Here is a 21,441-nt window from a genome sequence, read left to right as displayed (position 1 = left end):
GCCGCGCTCTCGGATGTGTATTTTCCAGTTATACGAATAACCGAGACCACGAGGAGGTGGGTCATGGCCGGACGGACGGCGACGATGAGGCAGGTCGCGGAGCGCGCCGGCGTCTCCCAGGCCACCGTGTCCCTCGTGCTCAACAACGCTCCCGGCAACCGCGTCACCGAGGCCACCCGAGCCCGCGTGATGGAGGCGGTCGAGGATCTCGGCTACCGCACCAACGCCTTCGCGAAGTCGCTCCGCAGCGGGCAGTCGGGCATGATCGGCTTCGTCTCGGACGAGGTCGCCAGCTCCCCCTTCGCCGGCCGCCTGCTGAAGGGCGCGCAGATGCGGGCCTGGGAGAGCGGCCACATCATCCTCAGCGTCGACACCTTCGGCGAGCGCGCCCTCGAGGAGTCGGCGATCGACATGATGCTGTCGTACCGCGTGCTCGGCGTCATCTACGCCTCGATGTACCACCGCGTCGTCGAGGTGCCGGAGGCGCTGGGGGACGTGCCCACCGTGGTCGTGAACGCGCAGTCCGCCGGCGGGCGCTTCTCGAGCGTCTTCCCGGACGAGGAGGAGGGCGGGTACACCGCCACCAGCCAGCTGACGGGCGCCGGCCACCGCCGCATCGCCTACATCGACATCCAGCCCGCCGACAGCGACCTCCCTGCGGGTGTCGGACGGCGGGCGGGCTACCGCCGCGCCCTCGAGGAGGCGGGCCTCACCGTGGACCCCCGCCTCGTCCGGCACGGCTCCGGCGGCACCGTCGAGGACGGCCTCGCGCTCACCGCGGAGCTCCTCGACGAGGCCGATCCCCCCACCGCGATCTTCTGCGGCAACGACCGCACCGCCTGTCGCGCCTACCCGGCTCTCGAAGCGCACGGCCTCCGCGTGCCCGAGGACTGCTCCATCGTCGGCTTCGACGACCAGGAGACCCTCGCCTCCTACCTCGACCCCGGCCTCACGACCGTCGCGCTCCCCCACGAGCGCATGGCCCGCGACGCCGTCTCCCTCCTCCTCGCGGAACCGCGCGAGGAGCCCCGACCCCATCCCATCCATTGCTCACCGGTCCTCCGCGGATCGGTGACGAGTGCAGAGGTGCGCGCATGACGACGATGAAGTCCGCCCCCGGGATCCCCCGGCCACGGCGCCTCCTGAGCCCGAGGCAGCGCCTCGGCTCCGCTGCGAGACGCGCCCTGCGCTCCTGGCAGTTATACGTACTACTGACCCCGGCGCTCGTCTTCGTGGCGCTGTTCAAGTACTGGCCGATGTACGGCGCTCAGATCGCCTTCCGCGACTACAACCCGTCGCTCGGCTTCTCGGGCAGCCCGTGGGTGGGCTGGGACAACTTCACCCGCTTCGTCTCGTCGTTCCAGTTCGGGCGCCTGATCGAGAACACCCTGACGGTGAACGCCCTGGGGCTGCTCATCGCCTTCCCGGTGCCGATCGTGCTCGCGCTGATCGTCAACCAGCTGCAGAGCGAGCGGTTCAAGAAGTTCACGCAGACGGTGCTCTACTCGCCGTCCTTCATCTCGGTCGTCGTGGTCGTGGGCATGATCCACCTGCTCTTCTCGCCGCGGTCCGGGATCGTGAACAGCGCGATCGTCGCCCTCGGGGGAGAGCCGGTGTTCTTCATGGGCTCGCCGGACTGGTTCCGGCCCCTCTACATCGGCTCCGACATCTGGCAGAACGCCGGGTTCTCGATGATCGTCTACCTCGCCGCCCTCACCGCGATCGACCCGGCTCTGCACGAGGCCGCCCGCGTCGACGGAGCGAGCAAGTGGCAGCGGATCCGCCACATCGACATCCCGGGCATCCTGCCGGTGATCACGATCCTGTTCATCCTGGCGATCGGCAATCTCTTCAACCTCGGATTCGAGAAGGTCCTGCTCATGCAGACCGACCTCAACCTCCCGACCTCCGAGGTGATCCAGACCTACGTCTACAAGGCGGGGCTGCAGCAGGCGCAGTTCAGCTACTCGGCCGCCATCGGCCTCTTCAACTCCCTGATCAACCTCGTCCTGCTGGCGACCTTCAACCAGGTCGCCCGCCGTGCGGGCCAATCGAGCCTCTGGTGACGACGCCATGACACAGACCATCCACCCCGACCGCGCCGTCCGCGAGCCGTCGGCACCGACTCCCCCTCGCCGCACCGCCCCGGCGAAGCGCACCGGACGGTACGCGGACCCCGTGTTCAACACGATCGCGATCGCCGTCCTGCTCCTGGCGATCGTCGCGATCGTCTACCCGATGTACTTCATCGTGATCGCCTCGTTCAGCGAGCCGTCGCAGATCCTCAACGGGAACGTCTGGCTCTGGCCGGCCGGCTTCACTCTCGAGGGCTACGGGCGGATCTTCTCGGACGGCGCGATCTGGCAGGGCTTCGGCAACTCGGTCCTGTACACGGTCGTCGGCACCGCGATCAGCGTCAGCACGATCCTCTGCGCGGCCTACGCCCTGTCGAGGAAGGACCTCTACGGGCGGACCGTCTTCCTCCTGATCTTCATCCTCACGATGTTCATCGACGGAGGCCTGATCGCCCGCTACCTGGTGGTGCGCGACCTCGGGATGCTGGACACGATCTGGGCCGTGGTCCTGCCCGGCGCGGTCGGGGTCTGGAACCTGATCATCGCCCGCGCCTTCTTCGAGAACAACGTGCCGGGCGAGCTGCGCGACGCCGCTCAGATGGACGGCGCGAGCGACTTCCGCTTCTTCTTCAGCATCGTCCTGCCGCTGTCGAAGCCGCTGATCTTCCTCATGATCATGATCCACCTCGTGGCCAACTGGAACGCCTTCTTCGACGCCCTGATCTACCTCGACGACGAGAGCAAGTACCCGCTCCAGCTGGTGCTGCGCAACGTCCTGATCCAGTCCGAGGTCACCTCCGCAGGCGGCTCCGGAGCGATGGACTCCTACGCCGCCGCCCAGCGCCTGGGCGAGCTGATCAAGTACGGAATGATCGTCGTCTCGACGATCCCCCTCTTGATCGTCCTGCCCTTCATGCAGAAGCACTTCACCAAGGGCGCCCTTCTCGGCGCCGTGAAGAGCTGACCCTCCACCCCTCCCGCACCACCCTTTCGACAAGAGGAACACGAACGATGAGACACCGCAGTTTCTTCACCACCACCGCACTCGCCCTCTCCGGCGGACTGCTCCTGGCCGGCTGCACGACCGGCGGCGGGAACGACCCCGTCCAGGACCGCTCGAGCGAGGTCGGCTTCAACGAGACCGGCCTGCCGATCGTCGACGACACGCTGTCGCTGACCTTCGGCGGCACCAAGTCCGCCCTGTCCCCCGACTACTCCTCGATGCAGCTCGTGCAGCAGTGGGAGGAGGACACCAACATCTCGATCGACTGGAAGAACCTCCCCGAGCAGGTCTACGCCGAGAAGAAGAACCTCCTCCTCGCCAGCGACGACGTGCCGAACGTGCTGTTCAACTCGGGCCTCACCGACGCCGAGATCGTGCAGTACGGCGAGAACGGCACGCTCCTGCCCCTCGAGGACCTGATCGAGGAGCACGCGCCGACCCTCTCCGCGATCCTCGAGGACCGGCCCGACATCCGCGCCGCGCTCACCGCCTCGGACGGCCACATCTACACGCTGCCCTCGGTCGAGGAGCTCGGGATCCTCCAGTACCCGAACTTCCTCTTCATCAACACCGCCTGGCTCGACGCACTCGGCCTCCCGATGCCGACGACGATCGAGGAGTACCGGGCCGCGCTCGAGGCCTTCAGAACCGGCGACCCCAACGGCAACGGCAAGGCCGACGAGATCCCGCTGTCCTTCCGCACCGACTCCTTCTGCGGCAACCCGCACGACCTGATCGCGGCGCTCGGCGGCCAGCCGGAGAACAACGACCACCGCATCGTGGTCGACGGGAAGGTGCAGTTCACGGCCGACACCGACGGCTACAAGCAGGGCGTCGAGGCGCTCTCCGACTGGTACGCCGACGGGCTCATCGACCCCGAGTCGTTCTCGCAGGACGACGTCGCCTTCCTCTCCAAGGGCAAGGCCGACACCCCGGTCCTCGGCTCCTTCTTCTGGTGGGAGGCGAAGGAGATGGTCGGCGAGGACCGCCTCGGCGACTACGCGATCCTCGGCGTGCTCGAGGGCGTCGACGGCGAGAAGCGCGCCAGCGTCACCAGCAACCAGGAGATCAACCGCGGCGCGATGGCGATCACCCGCTCCAACGAGTACCCCGCCGCCACGATGCGCTGGGCCGACCGCCTCTTCGACCCCGAGATGAGCGCCCAGAGCAGCTGGGGACCCCTCGGCGTCACCCTCCAGAAGGACGAGGCCACCGGCCTCCTCGTGCAGATCCCCGCCGCCGCCGGCGAGGCCGAGGGCGAGCGCCGCCAGAAGGTCGCCCCGGGCGGCCCGAAGATCACCACCGAGAAGGACTTCGAGACCGTCGTGGCCCCCGAGCCGCGCGCGAAGGAGCGCCAGGACCTGGTGAACGAGTACTACCTCCCCTACAAGGCGAACGACGCCTACCCGCCGGTGATGCTCTCGAACGACGAGCTCGACCGCGTCTCGTACGCGCTGACCGACATCAACACCCTGGTGAAGGAGAAGTTCGCCGCCTGGATCGTCAACGGGACCGTCGACAGCGAGTGGGACTCCTACGTCTCGCAGCTGGAGTCGATGGGCGCCTCCGACGTGACCGCGACGTACCAGCAGGCCTACGACCGCTTCCAGAACGGCGGCGAGTAGTTCCCGGGGGCGCGGGCGGCAGCCGCCCGCGCCCCTCGTCCGGCCGCACCGAACCCCTCTCCTCAGGAGCCCTTGTGACCATCACCACGACGACCGACGCCTGGCGTCCGTCCGCCCACTTCACCGCCCGATCCACCTGGCTGAACGACCCGAACGGGCTCCTCTTCCACAACGGCACCTACCACCTGTTCTTCCAGAACAATCCGACCGGCAGCACCTGGGGCAACATGTCCTGGGGCCACGCGACCTCGACCGATCTGGTGTCGTGGAGCGAGCAGCCCGTCGCGATCCCCGTCCTCGACGGCGAGATGGCCTTCTCCGGCAGCGCGGTCGCCGACGTCCGCAACACGGCGGGCTTCGCCGGCCCCGGCGAGACGGCCCTCGTCGCGGTCTACACGGCCGCCCGCCACGCCCTCCCGGACGGCACCGGGGCCTCGCAGGCCCAGGCGCTCGCCTACAGCGTCGACGACGGCGCCACCTGGACCCGGTACGCGGGCAACCCCGTCCTCGACATCGGCTCCGCGGAGTTCCGCGATCCGAAGGTCTTCTGGTTCGGCGGGGACGACGGCCACTGGGTGATGGTCGCCGTCGAGGCGGTCGACCGCCGCGTCGCGGTCTACACCTCGCCCGACCTGATCGCGTGGACCCGGCGCTCCCACTTCGGCCCCGCCCATGCCACGGGCGGCGTCTGGGAGTGCCCGGACCTCTTCCCGCTGCGCGTGCGCGGCACCGACGAGGTCCGCTGGATGATGATCGTGAGCCTCAACCCGGGCGGCATCGCCGGCGGCTCCGGCAGCCAGTACTTCCTCGGCGACTTCGACGGAGCCGAGTTCATCGCCGACCGGATCAGCGCGTCCGAGGACCCCGCCGACTACGACTGGCTCGACTACGGCCGGGACTACTACGCGGCCGTCTCCTTCAACGACGCTCCCGAGGGCCGCCGCCTCACGGTCGCGTGGGCCAGCAACTGGGACTACGCGAACGAGACGCCCACCGGCCCGTGGCGCTCGTCCATGTCGCTCGTGCGCGAGCTCGACCTCGTCCGCGGGGCCGACGGCCGTCTCCGCCTCGCGCAGCGGGCGGTCCTGCCGACCGGGCCGGCGTCCCGCGACGTCCGCGTCTTCGACGTCGACGTGTCCCGCCTCCCCGGCGACCGCACCGAGCTGCGCCTGCTCACCGGCACGACCGACGACGAAGTGGTGCTCACGGTCGACGGCGACGAGGGAGTGCTGACCTGCGACCGCACGCGCAGCGGCGCGGTGGAATTCGCGGCGTCCTTCCCCTCTGTCGAGTGGGCTCCGCTGCCCGCGCCGGACGAGTCGGGGCGGATCCCGGTCCGCATCGTCGTCGACGCCTCGGTGGTCGAGGTGTTCCTCGGCGGGGGTCTCAGCACCCTCACCCAGCTCGTCTTCCCGTCGGCGCCGTTCACGACGCTGCAGGTCCGCGCGGCGGCGGAGTGAGCGGGCCCGGCTCGGGCTCCGGCTCTCGCGTCCTCGTCGTCGGCGAGACCGTCGTCGACGTCGTCGAGCGGGACGGGAGCCGGTCGGAGCACGTCGGCGGCTCGCCCGCGACCGTCGCCGTCGCCCTCTCCCGGCTCGGCCGCTCCGTCCGCTTCGCCACCGCCCTGGGCGACGACGAGCGCGGACGCCGGGCCCGAGCGCACCTGGAGGAGTCCGGAGTCGCGGTGTCGGCGCCCGCGCGCGGCACCACGTCGACCGCGGCGGCGGTCATCGGCGCCGACGGGTCGGCCCGGTACGAGTTCGACCTCAGCTGGAACCCGGACCGCGTCGATCCCGACGGAGCCGCGCACCTCCACACCGGGTCGATCGCCGCCTTCCTGAATCCCGGCGCAGACAAGGTCGCGGACCTGCTCGACCGTCTGCCGCCCGGGACCTCCGTCAGCCTCGACCCCAACATCCGGCCCGAGGTGCTCCCTCCGCGCGCCGAGGTCCACCGCGTCCTCGAGCGGCTCCTCCGGCGCTGCCATCTGGTGAAGCTGAGCGACGAGGACGCCGAGTGGCTCCACCCCGGCGACTCCGTCGACGCCGTCCTCGACCGCCTCCTGGCTGCCGGCCCTTCGCTGGCGGTCGTCACGCGGGGCGGCGAGGGCATGGTCCTCGCGTCCCGCCGGGCCCGGGTCGTCGTCCCCGCCTCCCGCATCGCCGTCGCGGACACCATCGGCGCCGGCGACACGGCGATGGCCGGGCTGATCGACGCCCTCCTCGACAGCGGGACCACCGCTCTCGACGAGGACGCCCTCCTCGCGGCGGGCCGGTGGGCGGCCCGGGCGGCGGGAGTCACCGCCTCCCGCATCGGCGCGGACCCGCCCCTCCGAGCCGAGCTGGCCGGGGTCTGACGACCGGGCGGAGCGGACCCCGGCATCGAGCGGACGCCCGCGTTCCGAGCAGAGCGGTCGCGCACTCCTCGCATGCCGCCTTCCGCCCCGAGGCACTGCCCCTACCGCGATGTCCCGACACTCGGAGCGGCGTCTCGACGCACGAGCGGGCCTGCGCGCATCGGCGAGGACACCCGAGAGACGGGCGGAGCGCGATCGTGGGCGCAGACGTGCGCCGGACCCCTCGGGAGTCCGGCGCACGGCCTGGCGGTGATCAGCTGCCGGTGATCAGCCGGGATCAGCTGCCGGTGCGCTCACCGCGGCGTCGGAGGGTGAGGAGCATCAGACCGCCGCCGACCAGGGCGAGCAGGCCCAGCACTCCGGCGGTCGCCGTCGCTGCGGCGTCCACTCCGGTCGAGGCGAGAGCCGGACCGCGGGGACCGTTCGACCCGGATACGGGAACGACCCCGGCGTGGGAGGGCGCCGGTCGCGGCGCTGTGGTCGCGGTCGGAGTGGGCGAGGCCGTGGGCGTCGCGGTCGGCGTGGGGGTGGGGGTCGCCGTCGGAGCCACGGTCGGGGTCGCCGTCGGCGTGGTCGTCGGCGTGACCGTCGGAGCCACGGTGGGCGCGATCGTCGGAGTCACCGTCGGAGTGACGGTGGGCGCGATCGTCGGAGTCACCGTCGGAGTGACGGTGGGCGCGATCGTCGGAGTCACCGTCGGCACGACGGTGGGAGTCACCGTCGGGGTGACGGTGGGAGTCACGGTCGGCGTGACAGTGGGTGTGACCGTCGGCGTCACGGTCGGCGTGACGGTGGGGGTCACGGTCGGCGTGACAGTGGGTGTGACCGTCGGGGTCACGGTCGGAGTGATGGTCGGGGTCACCGTCGGCGTGACCGTGGGCGTCACGGTCGGCGTGACCGTGGGGGTCACGGTCGGCGTGACTGTCGGCGTGACCGTCGGCGTCACGGTGGGCGTGACCGTCGGGGTCACGGTCGGCGTCACGGTCGGCGTGACCGTCGGGGTCACGGTCGGCGTGACCGTCGGGGTCACGGTCGGCGTGACCGTCGGCGTCACGGTCGGCGTCACGGTCGGGGTCACGGTCGGCGTCACGGTCGGCGTGACCGTCGGGGTCACGGTCGGCGTGACCGTCGGCGTCACGGTCGGCGTCACGGTCGGCGTGATGGTCGGCGTAGCCGTCGGCGACGGTCCGCCGTCGGAGGGCTCGCAGCCCGGCTCGGTGAAGTCGTTGGAGTCGAGCGTGACCGCTCCCGTGCGGGCCAGTGCGCGGCCCTCGACGGAGACGCCCGTCGTCACCGTGATCGAGGCCGAGGCGAGCACGGAGCCCACGAAGTCCGAGTCGGTGCCGAGCGTCGCGGAGCTGCCGATCTGCCAGTAGACGTTGCAGGCCTGCGCTCCGTTGATCAGGGCCACCGTGCTCGACGAGGCCGTCGTCAGCGTCGACGCGGCGCGGATCACGAAGACCGCCTCGTTGACGCCCTCGGCGTCGAGCGTGAGCGTCCCCGTCACGCCGACCGGTCCGGCCGCGGTGTAGACCCCGGGCTTCAGCGTGCTGCCGCCGATCTCGGCGCCGATCTGCGCGGTCGTCGCCTGCGAGGCGAGCTGTCCGTAGGCGGTGCCCACGTCGGCCTGGGCCTGAGCCGCCTCCGCGTCTCCGCGGTGGATCACTCCGTCCGTCCGTCCGTCCGGGCGGGAATCCGGTGACGGCGGTCAGCGGGCTGCCCCCGACGCTCTGGTCCAGGACGCTCGACCCCGTGTTCGTCACGGTCGACGCGGCCATGACCGAGAAGTCCTCCACCGTGCCAAGGTCCAAAGCAGTGGCCGCCTGCGCCAAGACGCCGGCGAAGAGCGCGGCGCCGACGACGGCGAGGACGACACCCGTCCCGATCGCCCCTCTTCTGCGGTTCTGCCGATGACGGCGGAGCGAGGTGCGAGAGGACACGTGCGGCATGAGGCCAGCGATCTGCCCACGTCAGCGTGAGCTCAATAACCCGAGGTGGGAGGCTCGAACCGTAGGTCGCGCTCCTCGCCCGTCTCTACGCCGCGACCCTGACGGGGGCAGGATCCGCCGACGACGTCCCCCGACCCGGGACATCCTCGCCACCGGAGTCCTCGCGCCGGTGACGGCGGACCCGGCCGGCGGAGCGGATCAGCGGTGACGCCCGCGGCACCCGAACCGGTCGGAGTGCCGCGCGGCTGCCCGGGAACCCTCAGCCGAGAGCCGCCACCCGCTCGATCACGCCCTCGCCCAGCCGGGCGACGTACCCCTCCGGATCCGGCCCGGCCGGGGCCAGCTGCACGTGGTCGATCCCCAGCGCCGCGTACTCCTCCATCGCGCGGACGAAGCCGTCGGGGTCGCCGATCGGATCGCCGCCCCCGGTGATGGTCTTCGTGATCGTCGCGTAGTCGCGCCCGAGGTCGTCGCAGTGCCGCTTCAGCACGTCGAGCTTGTGCGCCACGTCGTCCGCGCCGGTGCCGAACAGGTTGCAGGCGTCGCCGTACTGAGCGACCAGCCGCAGCGTCTTCCTCTCGCCTCCGCCGCCGATGAGGATGGGCGGGCCGGGCTGCTGGATCGGCGCCGGGTGGTTCAGCGTCTCGGCCAGCCGGTAGTGCGTCCCCTCGAACGGCCCGTCGTCGTCGCTCCACATCTGACGGCAGATCCGCAGCGTCTCCTCCAGCCGCTCGAACCGCTCCTTCAGCGGCGGGTACGGCACGCCGAGCCCGAGGTGCTCGCGCTCGTACCAGGCGGCGCCGATGCCGAGCATCGCGCGCCCGCCGGAGAGCACGTCGAGGGTGGTGACGATCTTCGCGAGCAGTCCCGGATGGCGGTACGTCACGCCGGTGACGAGGAGCCCCAGCCGCATCCGCTCCGTCCGGCCGGCGACGAAGCCGAGCGAGGTGTAGCCCTCGAGCATCGGATCCTCGCTCGTCGCGAAGTGCTCCATCTGGAAGTAGTGGTCCATCAGCGTGAACCAGGCGCAGCCGACGTCCTCGGCCGTCCGCGCGGTCGCTCCGAGGATCGGCGCGATCCCCGCGCTTCCGCCCGGAAGGGTGAAGTTCATGAAGTGAATGCCGAGCTGCACGCGCGTCTCCTGTCGTCCCGGGATGTCCAGGAGCCAGTGTGCGCCGAGCCACCGCTCAACACGCCGACGCGCCCGCCTCTGAGCGGCGTCTCATCCGTTCCGCGGTGTCTCGGCCGATCGCACCCGTCGAGGCGCGGCCGTGCTCACTCGCAGACGCGGAAGCGGTTCCGGTCGAACCCGACGACGTCGCCGACGACGAGCTGGCGCCCGCGGCGCAGATCGACTTCGCCGTTGACGGTCACCATCCCCTCGGCGACCGCCTCCTTGGCCTCGCCGCCCGAGAGGATCCCCGCGAACTTGAGGAACTGGCCCAGGCGGATCGACCCGCCGCCCAGCGGGACGTCGACGGGCTCGGGGACGGCAGCGGCACCTGTCACGTCAGACCGCCGGGATGTCGGCGAAGCGCGAGAAGTGGCCGTGGAAGCCCACGGTCACCGTGCGGGTCGGGCCGTTGCGGTGCTTGGCGACGATGAGGTCGGCCTCGCCCGCGCGCGGGTTGTCCTTCTCGTAGGCGCTCTCGCGGTGCAGGAGGATCACCATGTCAGCGTCCTGCTCGATCGAGCCGGACTCGCGGAGGTCCGAGATGGCGGGGAGCTTGTCGGCGCGCTGCTCGGGGCCTCGGTTCAGCTGCGAGAGCGCGATGACCGGCACCTGCAGCTCCTTCGCGAGGAGCTTGAGGGCACGCGAGAACTCCGAGACCTCCTGCTGGCGGCTCTCGACCTTCTTGCCGGAGGTCATCAGCTGCAGGTAGTCGATGACGACCATCTTGAGCCCGACCCGCTGCTTGAGCCGGCGGCACTTCGCCCGGATCTCGACGAGGGTCATGTTGGGCGAGTCGTCGATGTAGAGCGGCGCGTCGTTGATCCGGCCGCGGGTGGAGGCGATGGTCGTCCAGTCGCGCTGGTCGACCGTGCCCTTCCGCATGTGCTGCAGCGGCACGGACGCCTCGGCCGAGAGGAGGCGCATCGCGATCTCGCTGCGCCCCATCTCGAGGGAGAAGAAGATCGTGGCCATGTTGTGCTTGATCGCGGCGGCGCGGGCGAAATCGAGCGCCAGCGTCGACTTTCCGAGCGCGGGGCGCGCGGCGACGATGATCATCTGCCCGGCGTGGAAGCCGTTGGTCAGGTCGTCGAGGTCGGCGAAGCCGGTGGGGACGCCGGTGAAGCTGCCGTCCTTGTGAGCGGCCGCCTCGATCTCGTCGATCGCGACGGTCACCGCGTCGGTCAGCGGGACGTAGTCCTCCGCCGTCTCGGAGCCGGTGACGTTGTAGATCTCGGCCTGCGCCGTGTTGACCAGGTCGAGCACCTCGCCCTCGCCCTGGTAGCCCATCTGCGCGATGCGGGTGCCCGCCTCGACGAGGCGGCGCAGCAGAGCGCGCTCGGCGACGATGGAGGCGTAGTACCCGGCGTTGGCCGCGGTGGGGACCATCGAGGTGAGCGTGTGCAGGTAGTCGGCGCCGCCGGCCCGCTGCAGCTCGCCCTGCTTCGTGAGCTCGTCGGTGACCGCGATGACGTCGGTCGGCTCGCCGTGCGAGTAGAGGGCGAGGATCGCGTCGAAGACGATCTCGTGCTTGGGGATGTAGAAGTCGGTGCCCTTGACGCTCTCGACGACGTCGGCGACCGCGTCCTTCGAGAGCAGCATGCCGCCCAGCGCCGACTGCTCGGCGAGGAGGTCGTGCGGAGGGGTCCGCTCGTTCCCGCGTGACTCGCCGCGGTCTCCGCGACCGTCCCGTCCGTCCGAGCCGGGTACCGCCAGGTGCGCGATCGTCATGCCTTCGCCTCCTCCTGTCGGGTGCTGCGCGTCCGGTCGAGCCGGTGCCGGGATCCGGTCTACCAGCGACCTCCGACAGCGGCGCACGGGCGCCTGCCCGCACCCCTCGCGGGGCGCTGCGCCACCCTACGGACCGCCGCCCGCGGCACGCAAACCGCCCTGTGGAGAGAGCTGTGCAGAACCGAGGGGAAACGCCGGGCCCACTGTGGGCAACGTGTGGACAACCCTGTGGGATCAGCGGCCCTCAACAAGTTTTTTCCGGCTTTTGACCAGGCATTTCCTGCTTTCCACAGGTGTGTGGGGAAAAGAGTCTCAAGACCACAGTGAAGGTTGGTCCCGCCGGAGGGTGTATGTGGATGGAGCTGTGGAGAACGGGAACGACGAAGGGCGGTGCGAGGGGACTCGGAAGCCCCGTCGCACCGCCCTCCGCGGCGTTCTCGCGGCCTTACTTGGCCGCGACCACCTGCAGCTTCACAGTGGCCTGGATGTCGTCGCGCAGACGCACCACGGCCTCGTGCTCGCCGACGTGCTTGATCGCGTTCGAGATGACGATCTTGCGCTTGTCGAGCTCGCCGAATCCGGCCGCCGCCACCGCGTTCGCGATGTCGGAGGTCTTCACCGAGCCGAACAGGCGGCCGTCCTTGCCGGCCTTGACCGTCAGCTTCACGCGGTTGGCCTCGAGGACCTGCTTGGTGTGCTGGGCCTCTTCGATGGTCTTGTGCTCACGAGCGGCTCGCGCCGACTTGATCTGCTCGACCTGCTTCTCGCCACCGCGGGTCCACGCGACGCCGAAGCCCTGCGGGATGAGGTAGTTGCGGGCGAACCCGTTCTTCACGTCGACGACGTCGCCGGCCGAGCCGAGTCCGTCGACCTCGTGGGTCAGGATGACCTTGGACATACCGTTACCTACCTTCCGCTGCCGGCGTAGGGCAGGAGCGCCATCTCGCGGGCGTTCTTGACGGCACGGGCGATGAGGCGCTGCTCCTGAACGGAGACGCCGGTGATACGACGGGCGCGGATCTTCCCGCGCTCCGAGATGAACTTGCGGAGGGTCGCGACGTCCTTGTAGTCGATGACACCCACGCGGACCGACTTCGCGGGGGCCGCGTTCTTCGCGCCCTTGCCGCGGATCGGCTTGCGGCGGTCGCCGCTGCTCTTTCCAGCCATAGTGGTTTCCTTAGATTCTGGTTCGCCCCTGCCCCGCCGCGAGTGATCGCGGTGCGGGGGAGGCGTGATTCAGGTGAGGAGAGCGTCCGAGCCGAGGCTCAGAACGGCGTCTCGTCGTTGTAGCTGCCCGGCGTGCTCCACACGTCGCCACCGGCGGGAGCGCTCGGCGCCCACGGCTCCTCGGCCTGACCGCCACGGTTGCCGCCGGCGTTGCCGGAGCCCCCCTGACCGCCGCCGCCGAAGCCGCCCTGGCCGCCGCCGATCTGACCGCCGTTGCCCTGGCCGCCACCGGCCTGGCCGCGTCCGCCTCCACCGGAGGCGCGCGTGACCTGCGCGGTCGCGTAGCGCAGCGAGGGCCCGATCTCGTCGATCTCGAGCTCGATGCTGGTGCGCTTCTCGCCTTCCTTCGTCTCGTAGGAGCGCTGCTTCAGGCGGCCGGTCGCGATGACGCGGCTGCCCTTGGTCAGCGTTCCTGCGACGTTCTCGGCGAACTCGCGCCAGACGGAGGCGCGGAGGAACAGCGCTTCGCCGTCCTTCCAGTCGTTCGCCTGACGGTCGAAGGTGCGCGGCGTGGAGGCGATGGTGAAGTTCGCGACCGCGAGCCCGCCCTGCGTGTAGCGCAGCTCGGGGTCGGCGGTGAGGTTCCCCACCACGGTGATGATCGTCTCGCCGGCCATGAGCGCTACGCCTTGGGAGCGGCCGAGGCCTTGGCAGCCTTGCGGGCGGCCTTCTCGTCGGCGAGCTTCGCGGCGGCAGCGACCTGGGCGATGCCCTCTTCGGCCCGCAGCACCTTGGTGCGCATGACGGCCTCGGACAGCTTCAGCTGACGGTCGAGCTCGTTCGCTGCGGCGGAGGTCGACGTGAAGTCGACGACGGCGTAGATGCCCTCGGACTTCTTGTTGATCTCGTACGCCAGACGACGGCGGCCCCAGACGTCGACCTTGTCGATGGATCCACCATCGGTGCGGATGACGTTGAGGAACTTGTCGAGACTCGGAGCGACAGTGCGCTCATCGATCTCGGGGTCCAGGATGACCATGATCTCGTACTGATGCGTCACTAACCCACCTCCTTCGGACTGAACGGCCACGGTATTTCCGTGACAGGAGGGTATGTAGCATCTGCCCACTCCCGCGGACGCGAGTGCGTCTGGTCGTGGACAACCTGTACAGACTACAACAGGACCGCCGCGACGCGCCGGACGGATCCGCTCGAGGCGCACCACCCGGGCGCAGGGCGAGGCGGGCACGGGGCCCCGCTCAGCGCCTCAGCGCGACGCCCACCACTCGCGGAGCCGCTGCGTCGCGACCTCCTCGCCGAGCGGCCCCTCCTCGAGCCGCAGCTCCAGCAGGAACCGGTACGCCTGCCCGACCTCGGGGCCCGGGGCGAGGCCGAGTATCTCCATGATCCGCGTGCCGTCGAGGTCGGGGCGCTTGGAGGCGAGCTCCTCCTTCTCGGCGAGCTCCGCGATGCGCGCCTCGAGGTCGTCGTAGGCGTGCGCGAGCCGGTCGGCCTTGCGGCGGTTGCGCGTGGTCACGTCGGCGCGCGTGAGGATGTGCAGTCGCTCGAGCAGGGGCCCGGCGTCGGTCACGTAGCGGCGCACCGCGGAGTCGGTCCACGCGCCGTCCGTGTACCCGAAGAAGCGCAGGTGCAGCTCGATGAGGCGGGCCACGTCCTTCGTCGTCTGGTTGTCGAACTTCAGTGCGCGCATCCGCTTGATCGCGAGCTTGGAGCCGACCATGTCGTGGTGGTGGAAGCTCACCGCTCCGCCCGGCTCGAGCCGCCGCGTGGCCGGCTTCCCGATGTCGTGCAGGAGGGCGGCGAGCCGCAGCACGACGTCGGGCGCGGCTCCGGGGTGCCGCGACTCCTCCAGCGCGAGCGCCTGCTCCAGCACGGTGAGGCTGTGGGTGTAGACGTCCTTGTGGTGGTGGTGCTCGTCCTGCTCCAGGCGCAGCGCGGGCAGCTCCGGGAGGAAGCGACCGGCCAGACCGGTGTCGACCAGCAGCTCCAGGCCGGCGCGGGGCGAGGCGGTCGCGAGGAGCTTCCGCAGCTCCTCCTGCACGCGCTCCGCCGAGACGTCGTCGATCCGTCCGGCGAGCTCGGCCATCGCCCACTCGACCTCGTCGGTGGTGCGGAAGCCGAGCTGCGAGGTGAAGCGCGCGCCGCGGAGCATCCGGAGCGGATCGTCGCCGAAGGAGAGGTCGGCGGGGGAGGGGGTGCGCAGCCGGCCGGCGAGCAGGTCCTCCACTCCTCCCGAGGGATCGACGAGGACGACCTCCGGAAGCCGCAGCGCCATCGCGTTGACCGTGAAGTCGCGCCGCACCAGGTCGCCCTCGAGCGAGTCGCCGAACTCGACCTCGGGCTTGCGGCTCACCCCGTCGTAGCTGTCGCTGCGGTAGGTCGTGATCTCGACCGTCTCGCCGGCCACGCGAGCGCCGATCGTGCCGAAGGCCCGGCCGATGTCCCAGTGCGCCTCGGCGATCGGAGCGACGATCCGCACGATGTCGTCGGGGCGCGCGGAGGTGGTGAAGTCGAGGTCGTGCACGCCGTGGCCGAGGAAGGCGTCGCGGACCGGGCCGCCGACCAGCGCGAGCTCGTGGCCCTGGGCTGCGAACGCCTCCGCCAGCCGCGTCACCGTGGGCGTCCCCGCGAGCGCGCGGAGGGTCTCGAGAGCGGTCTGGACGCTGTGCATTCGCACGATCCTAGTGGCGGGGGGTGTCCCGGCAGCGGGTGACCGTGCCAGGGGGTTACGCGGGGGAACCGCCTGCACAGCGGACGCACCGCCTGCCCCGAGGAGGGCTGCCCGTAGAATCACCCGCATGGAGGCCGAGTGAGTCCGATGCATCGGCGCGACCCCTCCCTCCGCTCCCGCCGCTCGCGGGCGGCCCTCCTCCTGCTCCGCTCGGCAGGTGCTGCCGCCCTCGCGCTCGGCCTGACCGGCGTGGCCTCCCCCGCCCTCGCGGCCCCGGTCGCCGCCGCGACGGCGACCTCGACGCCCGCTCCCGGCACCGTCACCACGACCGCCGGGGCCGGCAGTGACGGCGTCCTGCGGCCCGGCCAGGACCTCGAGCTCTCGATCGCCGTGCGCAACGGCACCACCGAGGCGACCGACAGCGCCGACGTGACGGTCGCCCTCTCCTACGCCACCCTCGACACCCGCGCGGAGCTGCACGACTGGCTCGACGCCGAGGCCGACAACGACACCGACCCGGTCCGTGCGACCGCCCAGCTGCGCCTGCTGCCCTCCAGCACCGCCGAGGCCGGCCTCACCGTGCGGGTCGACCAGATCCCCTTCTCCAACGACCGGACCGCGCTCGGCACCCACGCCGTCCTCGTCACGGTCACCGGTCCAGGTGGTGTCGTCTCGACCGCTCGCACCGCCGTCGAGCTGACCGACGACGCGGTGGCCCCGGAGCGCGAGACCGGCGTCAGCGTCCTCGTCCCGCTCACCGTCCCGGACACGGCCGACGGCCTGCTCTCGGCCGAGGCCCTCGCCGACTACACCGACGGCACGGGGACCCTCACCCGGCAGCTCGACGCGGTCGCGGGGAAGGGCGTCACGATCGGGGTCGACCCGCGCATCCTCGCCTCGATCCGGATCCTCGGCAGCGCCGCTCCGGAGTCGGCCCTCGACTGGCTCGACCGGCTGCAGTCCGTGCCGAACGAGCGCTTCGCCCTGCCGTACGCCGACGCCGACGTCTCGGCCCAGGCGCAGGCCGGGCTCTCCGCCCTCCTCTCTCCCACCTCCTTCGAGTACGCGATCGACGACACCCGCTTCGCCGCGGTCCCCGGCACCGCCAGCCCGGCGCCCACGGTCGCCGTCGACTCCGACCAGCCGGCCGAGGAGCTGCCGGCGCGTCCGAGCACCGAGTCGCTGCTCGCCTCCGACTGGAGCACCTCCCTCGGCAGCGTCGCGTGGCCCGACGAGGGCACCCTCCGGGGGTCGGACCTCGACGTCTACGCGGCCAGCGGAGTGAACCGCACGGTCGTCCCCTCCTCCGGTCTCCTGCTGCCGGAGGAGGTGACCACGACCTCGCGCGCCACCGTCGGCGACTCGGACCTGGTCGTGGCCGACTCGCGCCTCACCGAGGCGTTCGACGCGGCCGCCACCGCCACCGACGACACCGAGTGGCGCGCCCGCATGTCCGAGATCGCCACCGATCTCGCCGAGGTGCAGGAGGAGGGGACCCCGCCGTACGTCGCGCTCAGCCTCGGCCGCGGCTCGGCGATCGGCGGCGCGCGCCTCTCCGAGACCCTCGACGCGATCGAGTCGCTGCCCTGGGCCCGCGGAGTCGCCCTCTCCACCGCCCTCGCCGTCCCCGCGACCGAGGGCGCGAGCGTCGTCGACTCGCCGGAGTCGGAGTCGCGGCTCGACCGGGTGCGCGACGTGCTCGACGCCGGCTCCGAGGTCGAGGCGTTCTCCTCCGTGCTGCAGGAGCCGGAGCTGCTGTCGGGCAAGAGCCGCAACGACGTGCTGGCGCTGCTCTCGGTGACCTGGCGCGGAGACGGCAGCGGCTGGGGCGACGCCGTCGGCGCGGCCATGACCGAGGCCGACCGGACGCTCTCGCTGGTGTCGATCGACGCGACCGGCAGCATCCTGCAGGTCTCCCGCGACTCGAGCATCCCCGTGTACGTCCGCAACGAGCTCCCCTGGCCGATCGCCGTCCGCATCCAGGCCTCGACCTCGAACGCCGTCCTCGACATCGACGAGGAGGCGATCGAGACCACCGAGATCGACGCCCGCTCGCAGGGCCGCGTCCTCATCCCCGTGAAAGCCCGGGTCGGCAACGGCGAGACGAGCCTCGGCCTGCAGCTGACCTCGGCGCAGGGCGTCCCCATCGGCATCCCCACGGGCATGACGACCAGCGTCCGCGCCGACTGGGAGACCGTCGGCACCCTGGTCATCGGGATCGCGCTCGTCGTCGTCTTCGGAGCCGGCATCCTCCGCAACATCCGCCGTCGCCGTCGAGGCGACACCCCAGAGGACGAGGAGGACCCGAACGCCGTGCTCGAGGTCCAGCCCGACCTCGACGACCAGCGATCGGACCCGCGTGGCTAGCTTCTCCCTCGGACGCGCGAGCGCCGTCCTCGCCTCCGGCACGATGGTCTCGCGGATCCTCGGCTTCGTCATGTCGATCGTCATGGCGAACACGATCGGAGCCGCGGTCGCGCCGGGCGCGGACGCCTTCACGACGGCGAACCTGCTGCCCAACACGATCTACTCGATCATCGCGGGCGGCGCTCTGAACGCCGTCCTCGTCCCGCAGATCGTGCGGGCGGGCCTCGACGCCGACGGCGGCCGCGGCTACATCAACCGCCTGCTGACCCTGGCGCTCGGCCTGCTCCTGGTGACCACGATCGCCGCCACGGTCCTCGCTCCCCTGCTCGTGCGCCTCTACGCGCCCGGCTACGGACCGGAGCAGTACCAGCTGGCCGTCGCCTTCGCGTTCTGGTGCCTGCCGCAGGTCTTCTTCTACGGCCTCTTCACGATCCTCGGCGAGGTGCTCAACGCCCGCGGCTCGTTCGGCCCCTTCACCTGGGCGCCCGTGCTGAACAACGTCGTGGTGATCGCCGGGCTCGTCGCCTTCATGGTGCTGTTCGGCGCCGATCCGGAGGGGAACCGTCCGGTCGACTCGTGGTCCCCGGCGATGGTCACCCTCCTCGGCGGGAGCGCGACGCTGGGCATCGTCGTCCAGTCGCTGTTCCTGATGCTCTTCTGGCGGAGGGTCGGCCTCAGCTACCGCCCCGACTTCCGCTTCCGGGGCGTCGGCCTCGGCACGGCCGGGCGGATGTCGCTGTGGTCGTTCGCCACGGTGCTGCTGACCATCGTCGCCGGCATCGTCGAGAGCCAGGTCTCCTCCACCGCGTCCGGCGAGGGGCCCTCGGCCGCGGCGCTGCAGAAGGCGTGGCTGATCTTCATGCTGCCCCACTCGGTCATCGCGATCTCGATCGCCATGGCGTACTTCACCAAGATGAGCGGCCACACCGCGCGGGGGGAGATGAAGGAGTTCCGCTCGGACGTCTCCACCTCGCTCCGCCTGGTGCTGATGATGCTCGTCTTCGCCGCCGCCGCGATCGTCGTGGTCGCAGTGCCGTTCGGCTCCGTCTTCACCGACTCGTACGCGGACGCGCAGGCCATCGGAGCGATCGCCATGGCTTACGTGATCGCCCTGCCGCTGTTCTCCTCGATCGCCATCATGCAGCGCGCGTTCTACGCCCTGAGCGACGGAGCGCGGCCGTTCCTGTTCACCCTGGTGCAGGTCGTCGTGGCGGTCGCCGGGTACCTGATCGTGCTCCGGCTCCCCGCCGACCGCACCGCTGTCGGCATCGCCGCTGCGACCTCGCTCGGCATCTGCGTGCAGGCCCTCGTGGCGGCCCTCCTCCTGCGCCGCCGGCTCGGCGGCCGCGGAGGCAGGCGGATCCTCGTCAGGCTCGCGCAGTTCCTCCTCGCCGCGGTGCCCTCCGCCGCCGCCGGCTACGGCGTCCTGGTCGCCCTCGGCGGCACGCGCGCGGGCGGTTTCGCCGTCTCGAACTACGTGGAGCCGCTGCTCTCGATGGCCGCGATCGGCACCGTGATGGCGCTCGTCTACTTCGCGGTCCTCTGGTTCCTCCGGGTGCCGGAGCTGCGCGCCGTCCTCGCTCCGGTGCTCCGCCGACTCGGCCGCTGATGCTGCTCCGGTAAAAGCCCGGTCAGATTGCATTTCCTGGGCTGCTGCATCGAGCGGCGCATGGCACGACCGGCACTCCCGGGCCCGCGGAATAGTGCCCGCCTAGGATGTGTTGTAGCCCACGGAGCCGCGGAACGATTCGAGCGACCGGCTCCGGGTGCTCGGCTCCCGCCCCACCCGTCACCGCTCGTACAGACCCCGAGGAGTTGCCGTGCGCGACATCGTCATCATCGGATCCGGCCCCGCCGGCTGGACCGCCGCCATCTACGCGGCGCGCGCCGAACTGCACCCGGTGGTCGTGGCCTCGTCGGTCGAGATCGGCGGCGACCTGATGAACACGACGGACGTCGAGAACTTCCCCGGCTTCCCCGACGGCGTCCTCGGCCCCGAGCTGATGACCTCGATGCAGGCGCAGGCCGAGAAGTTCGGCGCCGAGACCTTCTACGACGACGTCACCTCCCTCGATCTCGAGGGCGAGGTCAAGACCGTCCACCTCGGCTCCGGCGAGAGCATCGAGGCGAAGACCGTCGTCGTCGCGACCGGATCCGCGTACCGCAAGCTGGGCCTCCACGACGAGGACCGCCTGTCGGGACATGGTGTCTCGTGGTGCGCCACCTGCGACGGATTCTTCTTCAAGGGCAAGACCATCGCCGTCGTCGGCGGGGGCGACTCCGCCATGGAGGAGGCGACCTTCCTCACCAAGCACGCCGCGAAGGTCTATGTGATCCACCGCAAGGACTCGCTCCGCGCCTCGAAGGTCATGCAGAAGCGCGCCTTCGACAACGACAGGATCGAGTTCATCTGGAACGCCGAGGTCACCGGCATCACCGGCGAGAACCACGTCGACGGCGTGAAGCTGCGCGACACGGTCGACGGCACCGAGTCCCACCTCGACCTCGACGGCCTGTTCATCGCGATCGGCAACGACCCGCGCACGCACGTCGTGCACGGCAAGCTCGACCTCACCACCGAGGGCACCATCTCGGTGGTCGGCCGCTCCTCCCAGACCTCCGTTCCCGGCGTCTTCGCCGCGGGCGACGTGATCGACCCGACCTACCGTCAGGCCGTCACCGCCGCGGCATCCGGAACGGTCGCCGCCCTCGACGCGGAGCACTACCTCGCTTCGCTCGCCGATGGCACCGCCCACCCCGACGGCTCACCCCGGGCCGAGCTAATCACCCGCTGACCGTCCGGTCATCGCACATCGGAGCCGGCAGCCCGCCGACTCGTGAAGGAGAGAACACCATGTCCACCGCGAAGAGCGTCACCGACGCATCGTTCCAGTCCGACGTCCTCGACTCCGAGAAGACCGTCCTGGTCGACTTCTGGGCCGAGTGGTGCGGCCCCTGCCGCATGGTCGCGCCGATCCTCGACCAGATCTCGGCCGAGCACGGCGACAAGATCGAGATCGTCAAGCTGAACGTCGACGAGAACCCGCAGACCGCCGCGAAGTACCAGATCACGTCGATCCCGGCGATGAAGGTGTACCAGAAGGGTGAGGTCGTGAAGACCGTCATCGGCGCCAAGCCGAAGCCGGCCCTCGAGGCCGACCTGGCCGCGTTCCTCTGAGTTCGCACTCCTGACCGCCCTGCGGTCTCCGAGAGCCCCTGTCACGTCGTGACGGGGGCTCTCCTCGTGCAGGGCTGTTTCACGTGAAACAGCCCTGCTTTGGCGCAGGCCACGATCCCTGCAGTGG

The 21,441-nt window shown here is 70.7% G+C and carries 19 protein-coding genes; 10 read left to right on the top strand and 9 right to left on the bottom strand.

Going from position 1 to position 21,441, the window contains the following annotated elements; all coding sequences use genetic code 11:
* The first annotated feature begins 63 nt into the window (after window positions 1-63).
* From C5C74_RS01075 to C5C74_RS01050, 6 genes are all read left to right on the top strand, one after another.
* Window positions 64-1,098, top strand: a complete 1,035-nt coding sequence (locus C5C74_RS01075) for a LacI family DNA-binding transcriptional regulator (protein ID WP_104350825.1) — start codon at window positions 64-66, stop codon at window positions 1,096-1,098.
* Window positions 1,095-2,066: a sugar ABC transporter permease gene (locus C5C74_RS01070; protein ID WP_258064070.1), complete on the top strand. Its 972-nt coding sequence runs from the start codon at window positions 1,095-1,097 to the stop codon at window positions 2,064-2,066. The genes C5C74_RS01075 and C5C74_RS01070 overlap by 4 nt, the downstream gene beginning before the upstream one ends.
* A gap of 7 nt (window positions 2,067-2,073) precedes the next feature.
* Window positions 2,074-3,039, top strand: a complete 966-nt coding sequence (locus C5C74_RS01065) for a carbohydrate ABC transporter permease (protein WP_104268804.1) — start codon at window positions 2,074-2,076, stop codon at window positions 3,037-3,039.
* 47 nt (window positions 3,040-3,086) lie between these two features.
* Window positions 3,087-4,703, top strand: a complete 1,617-nt coding sequence (locus C5C74_RS01060) for an ABC transporter substrate-binding protein (RefSeq protein WP_104288931.1) — start codon at window positions 3,087-3,089, stop codon at window positions 4,701-4,703.
* 74 nt (window positions 4,704-4,777) lie between these two features.
* Window positions 4,778-6,163, top strand: a complete 1,386-nt coding sequence (locus C5C74_RS01055) for a glycoside hydrolase family 32 protein (protein ID WP_104350824.1) — start codon at window positions 4,778-4,780, stop codon at window positions 6,161-6,163.
* Entirely contained in the window at window positions 6,160-7,059 is a 900-nt protein-coding gene (locus C5C74_RS01050) for a carbohydrate kinase family protein (RefSeq protein WP_104350823.1), read from the top strand. The genes C5C74_RS01055 and C5C74_RS01050 overlap by 4 nt, the downstream gene beginning before the upstream one ends.
* A gap of 277 nt (window positions 7,060-7,336) precedes the next feature.
* Here the strand turns inward: C5C74_RS01050 and C5C74_RS01045 are convergent, their stop codons facing one another.
* The 9 genes from C5C74_RS01045 to C5C74_RS01000 form a co-directional block, all read right to left on the bottom strand.
* Complete coding sequence (locus C5C74_RS01045) at window positions 7,337-8,725, bottom strand: ice-binding family protein (protein ID WP_104350822.1); 1,389 nt, start codon at window positions 8,723-8,725, stop codon at window positions 7,337-7,339.
* 542 nt (window positions 8,726-9,267) lie between these two features.
* Window positions 9,268-10,140 carry an LLM class F420-dependent oxidoreductase gene (locus C5C74_RS01035; RefSeq protein ID WP_181127373.1) on the bottom strand — a complete coding sequence of 291 codons (873 nt, stop codon included), beginning with the start codon at window positions 10,138-10,140 and terminating at the stop codon, window positions 9,268-9,270.
* Between the two features lie 143 nt (window positions 10,141-10,283).
* A complete protein-coding gene (locus C5C74_RS01030) occupies window positions 10,284-10,517 on the bottom strand; it encodes an RNA-binding S4 domain-containing protein (RefSeq protein ID WP_104268809.1) in 234 nt (77 codons plus the stop codon).
* Between the two features lies 1 nt (window position 10,518).
* Entirely contained in the window at window positions 10,519-11,910 is a 1,392-nt protein-coding gene (gene dnaB / locus C5C74_RS01025; RefSeq protein WP_104225797.1) for a replicative DNA helicase, read from the bottom strand.
* 445 nt (window positions 11,911-12,355) lie between these two features.
* Window positions 12,356-12,808, bottom strand: coding sequence for a 50S ribosomal protein L9 (gene rplI, locus C5C74_RS01020; RefSeq protein WP_104222692.1), 453 nt, complete (start codon window positions 12,806-12,808; stop codon window positions 12,356-12,358).
* Between the two features lie 8 nt (window positions 12,809-12,816).
* Window positions 12,817-13,077: a 30S ribosomal protein S18 gene (rpsR, locus tag C5C74_RS01015; protein WP_055784551.1), complete on the bottom strand. Its 261-nt coding sequence runs from the start codon at window positions 13,075-13,077 to the stop codon at window positions 12,817-12,819.
* A 98-nt stretch (window positions 13,078-13,175) separates the two neighbouring features.
* On the bottom strand, window positions 13,176-13,754 hold the full coding sequence (locus tag C5C74_RS01010; RefSeq protein ID WP_104222691.1) for a single-stranded DNA-binding protein: 579 nt from the start codon (window positions 13,752-13,754) through the stop codon (window positions 13,176-13,178).
* Between the two features lie 5 nt (window positions 13,755-13,759).
* Window positions 13,760-14,137: a 30S ribosomal protein S6 gene (gene rpsF / locus C5C74_RS01005; RefSeq protein ID WP_068207796.1), complete on the bottom strand. Its 378-nt coding sequence runs from the start codon at window positions 14,135-14,137 to the stop codon at window positions 13,760-13,762.
* 207 nt (window positions 14,138-14,344) lie between these two features.
* Entirely contained in the window at window positions 14,345-15,769 is a 1,425-nt protein-coding gene (locus C5C74_RS01000; protein WP_104350820.1) for a CCA tRNA nucleotidyltransferase, read from the bottom strand.
* Between the two features lie 147 nt (window positions 15,770-15,916).
* Here C5C74_RS01000 and C5C74_RS00995 point away from each other — a divergent pair, with 147 nt between their 5' ends.
* From C5C74_RS00995 to trxA, 4 genes are all read left to right on the top strand, one after another.
* Window positions 15,917-18,136, top strand: a complete 2,220-nt coding sequence (locus C5C74_RS00995; protein ID WP_104350819.1) for a DUF6049 family protein — start codon at window positions 15,917-15,919, stop codon at window positions 18,134-18,136.
* A complete protein-coding gene (murJ, locus tag C5C74_RS00990; protein WP_258064069.1) occupies window positions 18,129-19,745 on the top strand; it encodes a murein biosynthesis integral membrane protein MurJ in 1,617 nt (538 codons plus the stop codon). The genes C5C74_RS00995 and murJ overlap by 8 nt, the downstream gene beginning before the upstream one ends.
* Window positions 19,746-19,956: 211 nt before the next feature.
* Window positions 19,957-20,931, top strand: coding sequence for a thioredoxin-disulfide reductase (gene trxB / locus C5C74_RS00985; protein WP_104350818.1), 975 nt, complete (start codon window positions 19,957-19,959; stop codon window positions 20,929-20,931).
* Window positions 20,932-20,990: 59 nt separating this feature from the next.
* On the top strand, window positions 20,991-21,314 hold the full coding sequence (trxA, locus tag C5C74_RS00980) for a thioredoxin (RefSeq protein ID WP_104222687.1): 324 nt from the start codon (window positions 20,991-20,993) through the stop codon (window positions 21,312-21,314).
* Window positions 21,315-21,441: the final 127 nt, after the last annotated feature.

It is taken from the genome of Rathayibacter sp. AY1E8 (assembly GCF_002931415.1).
Classification (GTDB): Bacteria; Actinomycetota; Actinomycetes; order Actinomycetales; family Microbacteriaceae; genus Rathayibacter.
The sequence above is the reverse complement of the archived record's forward strand: the minus strand, read 5'-3'. Positions and strand labels throughout refer to the sequence as shown.

What these genes read in the sequence shown, in the direction of transcription:
- C5C74_RS01075 (WP_104350825.1), top strand. Translation starts at nt 64, where the DNA reads ATGGCCGGACGGACGGCGACGATGAGGCAGGTCGCGGAGCGCGCCGGC.
- C5C74_RS01070 (WP_258064070.1), top strand. Translation starts at nt 1,095, where the DNA reads ATGACGACGATGAAGTCCGCCCCCGGGATCCCCCGGCCACGGCGCCTC.
- C5C74_RS01065 (WP_104268804.1), top strand. Translation starts at nt 2,074, where the DNA reads ATGACACAGACCATCCACCCCGACCGCGCCGTCCGCGAGCCGTCGGCA.
- C5C74_RS01060 (WP_104288931.1), top strand. Translation starts at nt 3,087, where the DNA reads ATGAGACACCGCAGTTTCTTCACCACCACCGCACTCGCCCTCTCCGGC.
- dnaB (WP_104225797.1), bottom strand. Translation starts at nt 11,910, where the DNA reads ATGACGATCGCGCACCTGGCGGTACCCGGCTCGGACGGACGGGACGGT.
- rplI (WP_104222692.1), bottom strand. Translation starts at nt 12,808, where the DNA reads ATGTCCAAGGTCATCCTGACCCACGAGGTCGACGGACTCGGCTCGGCC.
- rpsR (WP_055784551.1), bottom strand. Translation starts at nt 13,077, where the DNA reads ATGGCTGGAAAGAGCAGCGGCGACCGCCGCAAGCCGATCCGCGGCAAG.
- C5C74_RS01010 (WP_104222691.1), bottom strand. Translation starts at nt 13,754, where the DNA reads ATGGCCGGCGAGACGATCATCACCGTGGTGGGGAACCTCACCGCCGAC.
- C5C74_RS01000 (WP_104350820.1), bottom strand. Translation starts at nt 15,769, where the DNA reads ATGCACAGCGTCCAGACCGCTCTCGAGACCCTCCGCGCGCTCGCGGGG.
- C5C74_RS00995 (WP_104350819.1), top strand. Translation starts at nt 15,917, where the DNA reads ATGCATCGGCGCGACCCCTCCCTCCGCTCCCGCCGCTCGCGGGCGGCC.
- trxA (WP_104222687.1), top strand. Translation starts at nt 20,991, where the DNA reads ATGTCCACCGCGAAGAGCGTCACCGACGCATCGTTCCAGTCCGACGTC.